This is a genomic window from Pseudomonas sp. GLN_2 (assembly GCF_043106005.1).
GTDB lineage: Bacteria > Pseudomonadota > Gammaproteobacteria > Pseudomonadales > Pseudomonadaceae > Aquipseudomonas > Aquipseudomonas alloputida.
The window spans coordinates 36,538-48,800 of record NZ_JBICMC010000026.1 but is presented as its reverse complement, the minus strand read 5'-3'; the positions used below and the strand labels follow the sequence as shown (position 1 = coordinate 48,800).

Genomic DNA, 12,263 nt, shown 5'->3' with positions numbered 1-12,263 from the left:
CTAGCTTGGCCATGCCCCCAAAAACTGAAAACTGGCGGGCTTACAGGAAAGACAGAAGGGTCCTACACACGGGGTAAGCCTGAATTCAATCCGACTTACCAGTGATGGACCTCACCCTGTTTCAGGTCACTGCACGATCAGGTTGTTGAACAGCAAGTCTTCAACGATCGGCTTGCCCTCTTCCGCCTCCAGCACCTGCTGCACCTGTTTCAGCGCCTCTTGGCGAAGATGCTCCTTGGCCTCGACGTTGCTCATGCTGTCCACCGTCTGCTGGGTGAACAGTGCCACCAGCTGGTTACGGATCAGCGGTTCGTGGTGCTTCACCGTCTTGGCCGCTTCGTCGCCCGTCACGCGCAGGGCCACGTCAGCCTTGTACACGCGCAGCCGCGGGCTGCCGTCGAGCGCATAGTTGCCAACGAAGGGCGGGCTCAGACTGATGTAGGCGACCTTGGGCACCCCTTCCTTGGCTTCCTCGGCCATGGCCGCAGCCGGCAACAGCAGCGCCAGCACCATCAAGATCCACGCTTTCACGAATTCGCTCCTCAATACAGTTGGCGCCAGCTTACCCAGCACACCGCTCAAACCCAAGCCCGGGCTTATGCCGGCCCATCAGGGCGGGCCATGCTCGTTGACCTGCCAAGCGGCCCTCCTACACTTATCGGCCACTACCCGCAAAGGAATAGCCCCGATGAAAGCTGTGTTGTGCAAAACCCTGGGTCCGGCGCGCAACCTGGTGCTGGAAGAGGTGGCCAGCCCACTGCCAAAGAAGAACGAGATCCTGCTGGACGTGCAGGCTGCCGGGGTCAACTTCCCCGACACCTTGATCATCGAAGGCAAGTACCAGTTCCAGCCACCGCTGCCGTTCTCTCCAGGTGGCGAGGCAGCAGGCGTGGTGGCCGCCGTCGGCGAAAAGGCCGGCGCGTTCAAGGTCGGCGACCGGGTCATGGCGCTCACCGGCTGGGGTGCGTTCGCCGAGCAAGTGGCGGTGCCGTTCTATAACGTTCTGCCGATCCCGGCGAGCATGGACTTCACCACCGCTGCGGCCTTCGGCATGACCTACGGCACCTCGATGCACGCCCTGCGCCAGCGGGGCCAGTTGCAAGCAGGTGAGACCCTGCTAGTACTGGGCGCTTCCGGCGGGGTGGGCCTGGCGGCGGTGGAGATCGGCAAGGCCATGGGCGCGCGGGTGATCGCGGCGGCCAGCAGTGCCGAAAAACTGGCCGTGGCCAAGGCTGCCGGGGCGGATGAGCTGATCGACTACAGCCAGGCCAACCTGCGCGAAGAAATCAAACGCCTGACCGGCGGCCGGGGCGTGGACGTGATCTATGACCCGGTCGGTGGCGAGCTGTTCGAACAAGCGGTGCGCGGGTTGGCCTGGAATGGCAGGCTGCTGGTGGTGGGTTTTGCCAGTGGCAGCATTCCACAGCTGGCGGCCAACCTGGTGCTGCTCAAGGGCGCGGCGGTACTGGGCGTGTTCTGGGGGGCATTTGCCCAGCGCCAGCCGGAGGACAACGCGGCCAACTTCCACCAGCTGTTTGCCTGGCATGCCGAGGGCAAGTTGAAGCCGCTGGTGTCGCAGACTTATCCACTGGCAGAAGCCGGGGCTGCTATCGAGAAGCTGGGGCAACGGCAGGCGGTGGGTAAGTTGGTGGTGCTGGCCAGGTAAGGCAGTACCGGCCTCTGCGCGTTCGCTTGTAGCAGCGGGTTTACCCGCGAAAGGGCCGGGCCTGCCGGCCAATTCCACCCGCCGTTCACCGTTGTCGCCACCACCGTATTCGCGGGTAAACCCGCGCCTACAGGGATTACCCGCGAAGAGGCCGGAACAGGTTGCTCACACTTCGCGCAGATTGTGGCAACGCCTGAATCGCGCTTCCAGGTTGCGATCGGGCATCTGGTGACTGCGCAGTGCATTCAAGGTCTGCTCGACATAGTCACGCGTGGTGCCATACCGCCCCTTGGCACTGGCCAGGATCTGGCTGAGCAACGTATCCGGCAAGTTGCCGGCATAGCACGGCAGATGCCGCTCCAGTACAAAGCCCAAGGCCTGCACCTTGCTACCATCGCCCAGGCGGCAGTTGAGCCAGTGCGGCCGGTATGCCGGATAGGGCATCTCGCGTTGCCACAGGGCCATCAGTGAGTCGTCCAGGTTGCGTTCATCCAGCCGGTAGGCAAAGCCGCTGCAGGAGCCACCGCGGTCCAGGCCAAACACCAGCCCGGGCGTTTCCGGGGTACCGCGATGTTCATGCGACCACAGGTACAAGCCACGGTGATAACCATGTACCCGCGCGCGCTGGCGCTCCACCGAATTGCACTCCGGGCGCCAGATCAACGAACCATAGGCAAACAGCCACACCGGCCCACCCTGATGCCTGGACATGGTTGTTTTCATGGAACTGAACAACTGTTCGCGAGTATGTTGCTGACCGAAATCAAGTGCCGGAGGGTATGAAACTTCCCAAGACATACTTTCAAGTGCCGACATAAGCTGCCGCCATTATTCCTGTGAACTACGGATGTAGCGAGATTCGATTACGCTGCGGCCCCAGGCCGCTTTACCAAGGGCGCTTGCAGTAACCATAGGCCAGAATTGCAGGAATACTCAAGCCCTTGAGCACGCGTTTCATACACGGCTCCGACGACTGGGAAGTACTGTTTCAGCAGCGGTGAAAGTTATTGGCCAAGGCGGTAACAATTACCGCCTTATACTGACTCTTTCAAACTTCGGTTATTAACCGCGCGGCGCGTAGGCAAACACATCGGCACGCATGCGGTGCGCATCCATACCGGCTTCGACCAGGGCGTCGAGCGTGGCATAGATCATGTTCGGTGAGCCGCTGGCATACACATGCACGCTATTGAGGTCGGCAATGTCTTCGCAGACCGCTTCATGCAGCATGCCGCAGCGGCCTTCCCAGCCACACAGGTCGCTGACCACTTGATGCAGGAACAGGTTAGGCAGACGCTGCCATTCGTCCCAGTGCTCGATCTGATAGAAATCCTCAGGCCGGCGCACCCCCCAGTACAGGTGTACCGGGTGCTTGAAGCCCTGAGCCCGGCAGTGCTCGACCAGGCTGTGCATCTGGCCCATGCCGGTGCCGGCGGCAATCAGCACCAGCGGCCCGTCGGGCAGCTCGGCCAGGTGGGTGTCGCCAAACGGCATTTCGATGCGCGCCAGGCCATCTCGCCTTAGCTGGTCGATCAGTTGCACCGCACTGGGCTCACGCGCCAGCACGTGCAGCTCCAGTTCACGCCCGGCATGTGGCGCGGACGCCAGCGAGAAGGCTGCCTGCTTGCCGCCCTCACGTTCGATCATCAGGTATTGCCCCGCGTGATAACGCAGAGGCTTACCGGCAGGCGCACGCAGGCGCACCCGCCAGACGTCGCCGCCGACGTCGACGCACTCACTGACGCTGCACGCCAGCTTGCGCACTGGCAGCTCGCCCAAGGCAAGCACACCGTCCCAGAGCAACACGCAGTCCTCCAGCGGTTCGGCAATGCAGGTGAACAACTCGCCATGGTCGCGGACTTCGCCATCCTGGCGAACCCGTCCTTCAACCAACAACGCGGCGCAAACATGGCAATTGCCATTGCGGCAGCTGTTTGGGCAGTCATAGCCCAGCCGCCGTGCTCCATCCAGGATCCGCTCCCCGGGTTCAAGCGCCAGCACCGCCCCGGACGGCTGCAACGTTACCTGCATCAATCTATTCCCAACTGATCCCACAGCTCATCGATACGGCGGGTGACGGCCTCATCCTTGACGATGACCCGGCCCCATTCGCGTGTAGTCTCGCCCGGCCACTTGTGCGTAGCGTCCAGGCCCATCTTCGAACCCAGCCCCGACACCGGTGACGCAAAGTCCAGGTAGTCGATCGGGGTATTGTCAATCATTACCGTATCACGCTTGGGGTCCATGCGCGTGGTAATGGCCCAGATCACATCGTTCCAGTCACGAGCGTTGATATCGTCATCGGTGACAATAACGAACTTGGTGTACATGAACTGTCGCAGGAACGACCACACACCCAGCATTACGCGCTTGGCGTGGCCGGGGTACTGTTTCTTCATGGTCACCACCGCCATCCGGTACGAGCAGCCTTCCGGCGGCAGGTAGAAGTCGGTGATTTCCGGGAACTGCTTCTGCAGGATCGGCACGAACACTTCGTTCAGCGCCACGCCGAGAATGGCCGGCTCATCTGGCGGCCGGCCGGTGTAGGTGCTGTGGTAGATCGGTTTTTGCCGGTGGGTGATGCGCTCAACGGTGAACACCGGGAAACTGTCCACTTCGTTGTAGTAGCCCGTGTGATCGCCGTAAGGGCCTTCCGGGGCCATTTCGCCTGGGTGGATCACCCCTTCCAGAATGATCTCGGCGGTTGCCGGTACCTGCAGGTTGCTGCCACGGCACTTGACCAGTTCGGTGCGATTGCCTCGCAGCAGGCCGGCGAAGGCGTACTCGGAAAGGGTGTCCGGGACCGGGGTCACCGCGCCGAGAATGGTCGCTGGGTCAGCGCCCAGGGCCACGGCGACCGGAAACGGCTGGCCGGGGTTCTTCTCGCACCACTCTCGGTAGTCGAGGGCGCCGCCACGGTGGCTGAGCCAGCGCATGATCACCTTGTTGCGGCCGATCACCTGCTGGCGGTAGATACCCAGGTTCTGGCGGTCCTTGTTCGGGCCACGGGTCACGGTGAGGCCCCAGGTAATCAGCGGCGCCACGTCGCCAGGCCAGCAGTGCTGAATCGGCAGCGTGCCAAGGTCGACATCGTCACCCTCGACCACCACTTCCTGGCACACCGCGTCCTTGACCACTTTTGGCGCCATCGACACGACCTTCTTGAAGATCGGCAGCTTCGACCAGGCGTCCTTCAGGCCCTTGGGCGGCTCGGGCTCCTTGAGGAAGGCCAGCAGCTTGCCGATTTCCCGCAGTTCGCTGACCGACTCGGCGCCCATGCCCATGGCCACCCGCTCCGGAGTACCGAACAGGTTGCCGAGCACTGGGATGTCGAAGCCGGTGGGCTTTTCGAACAACAATGCCGGGCCCTTGGCGCGCAGGGTGCGGTCGCAGACCTCGGTCATTTCCAGGACGGGGGAGATCGGTACCTGGATGCGCTTGAGCTCGCCGCGCTGTTCCAGGCCACGGATGAAGTCGCGCAAGTCGCGATACTGCATGCAGGAGCCTCGTGTTGGCCGTATCGGTCGGGGTGCAGAGTGTAGCGCCGTTCGGGCCTTGTTTGGGGGTGAAAATGCATTGGGGCCGCTTTGCATCCCTTCGCGGGCAAGCCCGCTCCTACAAGGGCCGCAATGACCTGTGCAGGAGCGGGCTTGCCCGCGAAGGGCCGCAAGGCGGCCCCAATCAATCCAGTCTGAAACGCTCGCTTACTTGCGCTTCATCGACAGGAAGAACTCATCGTTGGTCTTGGTCTGCTTGAGCTTGTCGACCAGGAACTCGATGGCGGCGATTTCGTCCATCGGGTGCAGCAGCTTGCGCAGAATCCACATACGCTGCAGCTCGTCGTCAGCGGTCAGCAACTCTTCGCGGCGGGTACCGGAGCGGTTGATGTTGATGGCCGGGAACACACGCTTCTCGGCGATGCGACGGTCCAGCGGCAGCTCCATGTTGCCGGTGCCCTTGAACTCTTCGTAGATCACTTCGTCCATCTTCGAGCCGGTTTCAACCAGCGCGGTGGCGATAATGGTCAGCGAACCGCCTTCCTCGATGTTACGCGCAGCACCGAAGAAGCGCTTGGGCTTCTCGAGGGCGTGGGCGTCGACACCACCGGTCAGCACCTTGCCGGAGCTCGGGATCACGGTGTTGTAGGCACGTGCCAGTCGAGTGATCGAGTCCAGCAGGATAACCACATCTTTCTTGTGCTCGACCAGGCGCTTGGCCTTCTCGATCACCATCTCGGCAACCTGCACGTGGCGGGTTGGCGGCTCGTCGAAAGTGGAAGCAACCACTTCGCCACGCACGGTGCGCTGCATTTCGGTCACTTCTTCCGGGCGCTCGTCGATCAGCAGGACGATCAGGTGGCACTCAGGGTTGTTACGGGTGATGTTGGCCGCAATGTTTTGCAGCATGATCGTCTTACCGGCTTTCGGCGGGGCAACGATCAGGCCGCGCTGGCCTTTGCCGATCGGGGCGCACAGGTCGATGACGCGACCGGTCAAGTCCTCGGTGGAGCCGTTACCGGCCTCCATCTTCAGGCGCTTGTTCGGGAACAGCGGCGTCAGGTTTTCGAACAGGATCTTGTTCTTCGCGTTTTCCGGGCGGTCGAAGTTGATGGTATCGACCTTCAGCAGGGCGAAGTAACGCTCCCCTTCCTTCGGTGGGCGGATCTTGCCGACGATGGTGTCGCCGGTACGCAGGTTGAAACGGCGGATCTGGCTGGGCGAGACATAGATGTCGTCTGGGCCGGCCAGGTAGGACGCATCAGCCGAACGCAGGAAACCGAAACCATCCTGGAGAATCTCCAGCACGCCGTCACCCGAGATCTCTTCGCCGCTTTTCGCATGCTTCTTCAGCAGGGCGAAAATCACGTCCTGTTTGCGCGAACGGGCCATGTTTTCGATGCCCATCTGTTCGGCCATTTCCAAAAGATCGGTAATCGGCTTTTGCTTGAGTTCAGTCAGGTTCATAAGGGGAATGACGTAATCATGTAAGAAGGGAGAATTAAGCTTCTGGCTTAATGAGGCCGCGCCGCTGGATGGCGACAGGATCGCGTACTGATTCGAATTAGGGATGCTTCGGCGACGGCATGTAGAGGGCACTGGAAAAGCAGTGCGAGGCCGAATGTAACACTTGCTTTTTTCTGCGTCTAGTGCTCTGAAAAAGAAAAGCCCCGCATTTGCGGGGCCTTTTCACATCACAGGTGGGCGTCGAGGAATGCGGCCAGCTGCGATTTGGACAGTGCACCAACCTTGGTGGCTTCGACGTTGCCGTTCTTGAACAGCATCAGCGTCGGGATACCACGCACACCGTGCTTGGCCGGGGTTTCCTGGTTCTCGTCGATGTTCAGCTTGGCGACGGTCAGTTTGCCCTCGTAGGTGGAAGCGATGTCGTCCAGAACCGGCGCGATCATCTTGCATGGACCGCACCATTCAGCCCAGTAGTCGACCAGTACCGCGCCTTCGGCCTTCAGGACATCGGCTTCGAAGGAGGCGTCGGTGACATGTTTGATCAGATCGCTGCTCATGGATATCTCCAGGGTCGTAAGCAAAAAACGTGGCCCATGATAGCCGCACCTACGCCGGACAGGAAGCCACGGACGATTGAGTGTAACTATAGTTGCGCAAGACGCCGCGAATCGAAACTGTCATATGGCCGTCATAGAATCGAATGGCACATTGCCTTGCATCAAGGCCAGTACAACGGCTGAGTGTCACGCGTTGGCGATAGCCTGCTATCGTGGCACGATTGCCAGGTTAACGACCGAGAACAACCAGATCATGCCGCATACCATCGCGAAGAACCTGTCCCTGATCGCCGCCATCGACCTTGGCTCCAACAGTTTTCACATGGTCGTGGCCAAGGCCCACCATACCGAAATCCGCATCCTTGAGCGGCTCGGCGAGAAGGTTCAACTGGCCGCCGGCATCGACGAAGAGCGCATGCTCAGTGAAGAGGCAATGGAAAGGGGCCTGGATTGCCTCAAGCGCTTTTCCCAGCTGATCAACGGCATGCCGGCAGGCTCCGTGCGTATCGTCGGTACCAACGCCTTGCGCGAAGCGCGCAACCGTAACGAATTCATCCAGCGCGCCGAAGCCATCCTCGGCCACCCGGTGGAGGTCATCTCTGGCCGTGAAGAGGCGCGCCTGATCTACCTGGGCGTGTCGCACACCCTGGCCGACACCCCCGGCAAGCGCCTGGTGGCCGACATCGGCGGCGGCAGTACCGAGTTCATCATCGGCCAGCGCTTCGAGCCGCTGCTGCGTGAAAGCCTGCAGATGGGTTGCGTGAGCTTTACCCAGCGTTACTTCCGCGACGGCAAGATCACCCCCGCCCGCTATGCCCAGGCCTACACGGCCGCGCGCCTGGAACTGATGAGCATCGAAAATGCCCTGCACCGCCTGACCTGGGATGAGGCCATCGGCTCATCCGGCACTATTCGCGCCATCGGCGCTGCCATCAAGGCCGGCGGCCTGGGCAATGGCGAGGTCAACGCCGAAGGCCTCGCCTGGGTCAAACGCAAGCTGTTCAAGCTGGGTGAAGTCGACAAGATCGACTTCGACGGCGTCAAGCCAGACCGCCGCACTATCTTCCCGGCTGGCTTGGCGATTCTCGAAGCGATCTTCGATGCCCTTGAACTGAACCGCATGGACCACTGCGACGGCGCCCTGCGCGAAGGTGTGCTGTTCGATCTGCTTGGCCGCCACCACCACGAAGACGTGCGCGAACGCACCCTGAACTCGCTGATGGAGCGCTATCACGTGGACCAGGGCCAGGCTGCGCGCGTCGAGCGCAAGGCGTTGCACGCATTCGACCAGGTAGCCGACGCTTGGGACCTGAAAGACGGAAACTGGCGCGATCTACTGGGCTGGGCCGCGAAAGTGCACGAAATCGGGCTGGACATTGCCCATTATCACTACCACAAGCACGGCGCTTATCTGATCGAGCACTCGGACCTGGCAGGCTTTTCCCGGGAAGATCAGCAGATGATGGCCCTGCTGGTACGCGGCCACCGCCGCAACATCCCCAAGGACCGTTACGCCGAACTGGGTGACGAAGGGGTCAAGCTGCTGCGCCTGTGCGTGCTGCTGCGCTTTGCCATCCTGTTCCACCACATCCGCGGCACTCAGCAAATGCCAAAGGTAGAACTGCACGGTGGAGACAACAGCCTGGATGTAGCCTTCCCTGACGGTTGGCTGGAGCAGAACCAGCTGACCCAGGCCGACTTCGCCAACGAGGCGGAGTGGCTGGCCCGGGTCGGCTTCGTCCTCAGCGTACGTTGAGGACCGGGTTGCTCAGGCGCTCCAGCAGAGTCGCCTGAACGCTGCGCGGGTTCTGGTTGCCGGTCGGGGTGCTGCGCACGTAGCGCCCGTCCGGCTGCAAGGTCCAGGCGTGGGTATTGTCGGTCAGGTAGCCTTCCAGCTCCTTCTTCACCCGCAGCAACAGTTTCTTGCCTTCCACCGGGAAGCAGGTCTCGACACGCTTGTCGAGGTTGCGCTCCATCCAGTCGGCGCTGGACAGGTAGATCTGCTCTTCGCCGCCATTGAGGAAGTAGAACACCCGCGTGTGCTCGAGGAAGCGGCCAATGATCGAGCGCACCTGGATGTTGTGCGAAACCCCCGGAATGCCCGGGCGCAGGCAGCACATGCCACGCACCACCAAGTCGATTTTCACGCCCGACTGGCTGGCCTTGTACAGCGCCTTGATGACTTTGGCGTCGGTCAGCGAGTTGAACTTGGCGATGATGTGCGCCGGCTTGCCTTCAAGGGCAAACTGGGTTTCCCGCGCGATCATGTCGAGCATGCCCTTTTTCAGGGTGAACGGCGCATGCAGCAGCTTCTTCATGCGCAAGGTCTTGCCCATGCCGATCAGCTGGCTGAACAGCTTGCCGACGTCTTCGGTGAGCGCATCGTCAGAAGTCAGCAGGCTGTAATCGGTGTACAGGCGAGCGTTGCCGGCGTGGTAGTTACCGGTACCCAGGTGCGCATAACGCACGATCTCGCCCTGCTCGCGGCGCAGAATCAGCATCATCTTGGCGTGGGTCTTGAAGCCGACCACACCGTAGATCACTACCGCACCGGCTGCTTGCAGGCGGCTGGCCATCTGCAGGTTGGACTCTTCGTCAAAGCGCGCACGCAACTCGATCACCGCAGTGACCTCCTTGCCGTTACGCGCTGCGTCCACCAGGGCGTCGACGATTTCCGAGTTAGCCCCCGAGCGATACAGGGTCTGGCGCACGGCGAGCACGTGCGGGTCCTTGGCGGCCTGGCGCAGCAGGTCGACCACTGGCGTGAAGGACTCGAACGGGTGCATCAGCAGGATGTCCTGCTTGCTGATCACACTGAAAATGTTGTCAGCGTTCGCCAGCAGCTTGGGGATCGCCGGGGTGAACGGTGTGTATTGCAGCTCCGGGTGGCTGTCCAGGCCGGTGATGCTGAACAGGCGGGTGAGGTTGACCGGGCCATTGACCTGGTACAGCTCACTTTCGCTGAGGCTGAACTGCTTCAACAGGTAGTCCGACAGGTGTTTCGGGCAGGTGTCGGCCACTTCCAGGCGCACGGCGTCACCGTAGCGGCGCGAGAACAGCTCGCCGCGCAGCGCTCGGGCCAGGTCATCGACCTCTTCAGAGTCCAGCGCCAGGTCGGCGTTGCGCGTCAGACGGAACTGGTAGCAGCCCTTCACCTTCATGCCCTGGAACAGGTCGTCGGCGTGCGCGTGGATCATCGACGACAGGAACACGTAGTTTGCACCTGGGCCGCCCACCTCTTCCGGCACGCGAATAACCCGCGGCAGCAGGCGTGGCGCCGGAATGATCGCCAGGCCCGAGTCGCGACCAAAGGCGTCCACCCCCTCGAGCTCAACGATGAAGTTGAGGCTCTTGTTCACCAGCAGCGGGAACGGGTGAGTCGGGTCGAGGCCAATCGGGGTAATGATCGGGGCAATTTCGTCGCGGAAGTAGCGGCGCACCCAGGTCTTGAGCTTGGGTGTCCAGTAGCGGCGGCGGATGAAGCGGATCTGGTGCTTTTCCAGCTCTGGCAGCAGCACGTCGTTAAGGATCGCGTACTGGCGCTCTACCTCGATGTGCACCAGTTCGCTGATACGCGCCAGCGCCTGGTGCGGCTGCAGGCCATCGGCGCCGGCCTGTTCACGGGCGAAGTTGATCTGCTTCTTCAGGCCGGCGACGCGAATCTCAAAGAACTCGTCGAGGTTGCTGGAGAAGATCAACAGGAACTTGAGCCGTTCCAGCAGCGGGTAGTTCTCGTCCAGTGCCTGCTCCAGCACCCGGATATTGAATTGCAGTTGCGAGAGTTCGCGATGAATGTACAGGCTGCTGTCGTCCAGACCAGGGACGGCGATGGCCGGGGACGGCGCGGGCACCGGAGCCACAGGTTCGACCACCTGTTCCGCTACAGGCTCGGCCACCGGAGGCAGGTCTGGCGGGGTCTGCAGCATCTCTTCTGGAAGCTCCTGAGCATCCTTGATCGCGACAGGGCTTAGCACTTCATTATTCATCTGGCGTTCCTGAGGACGTTAACGCCCTATCATCTATTGAGCGGCAAGATAAGCGCTCATTATGACGCCCGTGTTACACACATGGGCAAGCCGTGGCAAGTGGCCTCTGGCATTGTCTGCGCTGGAAATGTTCACGTCGAGACACATTTGGACACTTTCACGAACGCGCGCGAAGGGGTAGGCTGCGCGTTCATTTCGCCAGCACCTCAGAAAATGCTTCAACAATTCCTGCAGGATTTCGGCTACTTCGCCCTTTTTCTAGGCACCTTCTTTGAAGGCGAGACCATTCTGGTGCTTGCGGGATTCCTTGCGTTCCGCGGTTACATGGATATCAATCTGGTATGCCTGGTGGCCTTCTTCGGCAGCTACGCGGGCGACCAGTTGTGGTACTTCATGGGCCGACGCCACGGGCGCAGGATCCTGGCGCGCAAGCCGCGCTGGCAGGCAATGGGTGACCGGGCGCTGGACCATATCCGCCGCCACCCCGATATCTGGGTGCTGAGCTTCCGCTTTGTCTATGGTTTGCGCACGGTCATGCCGGTGGCCATCGGCCTGTCGGGTTACCCGCCACGCCGCTACCTGCTGCTGAACGGGATTGGCGCGGGCATCTGGGCAGTGGCCCTGGGCGCCGCCGCCTACCACTTCGGCGCCATCCTCGAAGGCTTGCTGGGCAACGTCAAACGTTACGAGCTATGGGTGCTTGGCGGCCTGGTGGCGCTGGGTGGCCTGCTGTGGCTGCGCCGGCGCTTCCGTACTCTGCGCGCGGAGCGCAGGGCGGCGAGCCAGGCCCAGCCCCCAGAGGCTGAGCAGGCTGTAAGCCACGAGCAGAAGCCAGGCCAGCGGCGCGACCACCGCTAAGCCCAAGGCGCCGGCCAGGTACAATGCCGGCGCATTCAGACACAACCGCGCCAACTCCAGGCGTGCAGACCAGGGCCGGTTCTCCAGCAACGCGCCCAGCACGAACAAACCAAACGCCATCAGTGACCAGCCGAGCACCAGCGCGGCGGCCGACACGCGGTCGGCCACGTCCATCAGGTAGCTGCCCAAGGCCACATAAACCACGAACTGCGCCGCCACATAGGCTTGCTGC

10 protein-coding genes are annotated in these 12,263 nt (G+C 61.7%); 3 read left to right on the top strand and 7 right to left on the bottom strand.

Features of this window, described 5'->3' with window-relative positions:
* Positions 1-126: 126 nt before the first annotated feature.
* Positions 127-531, bottom strand: a complete 405-nt coding sequence (locus ACF8Q6_RS07320) for a flagellar basal body-associated protein FliL (RefSeq protein ID WP_003253671.1) — start codon at positions 529-531, stop codon at positions 127-129.
* A 157-nt stretch (positions 532-688) separates the two neighbouring features.
* Here ACF8Q6_RS07320 and ACF8Q6_RS07315 point away from each other — a divergent pair, with 157 nt between their 5' ends.
* Positions 689-1,666, top strand: a complete 978-nt coding sequence (locus ACF8Q6_RS07315) for an NADPH:quinone oxidoreductase family protein (protein WP_392491983.1) — start codon at positions 689-691, stop codon at positions 1,664-1,666.
* 165 nt (positions 1,667-1,831) lie between these two features.
* Here the strand turns inward: ACF8Q6_RS07315 and ACF8Q6_RS07310 are convergent, their stop codons facing one another.
* From ACF8Q6_RS07310 to trxA, 5 genes are all read right to left on the bottom strand, one after another.
* A complete protein-coding gene (locus ACF8Q6_RS07310; protein ID WP_012054059.1) occupies positions 1,832-2,482 on the bottom strand; it encodes a gamma-glutamylcyclotransferase in 651 nt (216 codons plus the stop codon).
* Between the two features lie 246 nt (positions 2,483-2,728).
* The gene (locus tag ACF8Q6_RS07305; protein WP_010955736.1) at positions 2,729-3,697 is read right to left on the bottom strand and encodes a CDP-6-deoxy-delta-3,4-glucoseen reductase; all 969 of its coding nucleotides are present in this window, start codon (positions 3,695-3,697) and stop codon (positions 2,729-2,731) included.
* On the bottom strand, positions 3,697-5,163 hold the full coding sequence (gene ubiD, locus ACF8Q6_RS07300) for a 4-hydroxy-3-polyprenylbenzoate decarboxylase (RefSeq protein ID WP_003253663.1): 1,467 nt from the start codon (positions 5,161-5,163) through the stop codon (positions 3,697-3,699). The genes ACF8Q6_RS07305 and ubiD overlap by 1 nt, the downstream gene beginning before the upstream one ends.
* Positions 5,164-5,370: 207 nt before the next feature.
* Positions 5,371-6,630 carry a transcription termination factor Rho gene (gene rho, locus ACF8Q6_RS07295; protein WP_003253661.1) on the bottom strand — a complete coding sequence of 420 codons (1,260 nt, stop codon included), beginning with the start codon at positions 6,628-6,630 and terminating at the stop codon, positions 5,371-5,373.
* Between the two features lie 227 nt (positions 6,631-6,857).
* On the bottom strand, positions 6,858-7,187 hold the full coding sequence (gene trxA / locus ACF8Q6_RS07290; protein ID WP_003253660.1) for a thioredoxin TrxA: 330 nt from the start codon (positions 7,185-7,187) through the stop codon (positions 6,858-6,860).
* Between the two features lie 253 nt (positions 7,188-7,440).
* Here trxA and ppx point away from each other — a divergent pair, with 253 nt between their 5' ends.
* Positions 7,441-8,943: an exopolyphosphatase gene (ppx, locus tag ACF8Q6_RS07285; protein ID WP_392491247.1), complete on the top strand. Its 1,503-nt coding sequence runs from the start codon at positions 7,441-7,443 to the stop codon at positions 8,941-8,943.
* Here the strand turns inward: ppx and ppk1 are convergent.
* Positions 8,930-11,173 carry a polyphosphate kinase 1 gene (ppk1, locus tag ACF8Q6_RS07280; RefSeq protein ID WP_014754802.1) on the bottom strand — a complete coding sequence of 748 codons (2,244 nt, stop codon included), beginning with the start codon at positions 11,171-11,173 and terminating at the stop codon, positions 8,930-8,932. The two genes, ppx and ppk1, sit on opposite strands and share 14 nt — an antisense overlap.
* A 213-nt stretch (positions 11,174-11,386) precedes the next feature.
* On the opposite strand from ppk1, the gene ACF8Q6_RS07275 reads away from it, so the two are divergent.
* Entirely contained in the window at positions 11,387-12,031 is a 645-nt protein-coding gene (locus ACF8Q6_RS07275; RefSeq protein WP_012054060.1) for a DedA family protein, read from the top strand.
* The last annotated feature ends 232 nt before the right edge of the window (positions 12,032-12,263 follow it).

Bases quoted from the DNA above. Each gene is read 5' to 3' on its own strand.
- ACF8Q6_RS07315 (WP_392491983.1), top strand. From the start codon at position 689: ATGAAAGCTGTGTTGTGCAAAACCCTGGGTCCGGCGCGCAACCTGGTG.
- ACF8Q6_RS07310 (WP_012054059.1), bottom strand. From the start codon at position 2,482: ATGTCGGCACTTGAAAGTATGTCTTGGGAAGTTTCATACCCTCCGGCA.
- ACF8Q6_RS07305 (WP_010955736.1), bottom strand. From the start codon at position 3,697: ATGCAGGTAACGTTGCAGCCGTCCGGGGCGGTGCTGGCGCTTGAACCC.
- ubiD (WP_003253663.1), bottom strand. From the start codon at position 5,163: ATGCAGTATCGCGACTTGCGCGACTTCATCCGTGGCCTGGAACAGCGC.
- rho (WP_003253661.1), bottom strand. From the start codon at position 6,630: ATGAACCTGACTGAACTCAAGCAAAAGCCGATTACCGATCTTTTGGAA.
- trxA (WP_003253660.1), bottom strand. From the start codon at position 7,187: ATGAGCAGCGATCTGATCAAACATGTCACCGACGCCTCCTTCGAAGCC.
- ppx (WP_392491247.1), top strand. From the start codon at position 7,441: ATGCCGCATACCATCGCGAAGAACCTGTCCCTGATCGCCGCCATCGAC.
- ppk1 (WP_014754802.1), bottom strand. From the start codon at position 11,173: ATGAATAATGAAGTGCTAAGCCCTGTCGCGATCAAGGATGCTCAGGAG.
- ACF8Q6_RS07275 (WP_012054060.1), top strand. From the start codon at position 11,387: ATGCTTCAACAATTCCTGCAGGATTTCGGCTACTTCGCCCTTTTTCTA.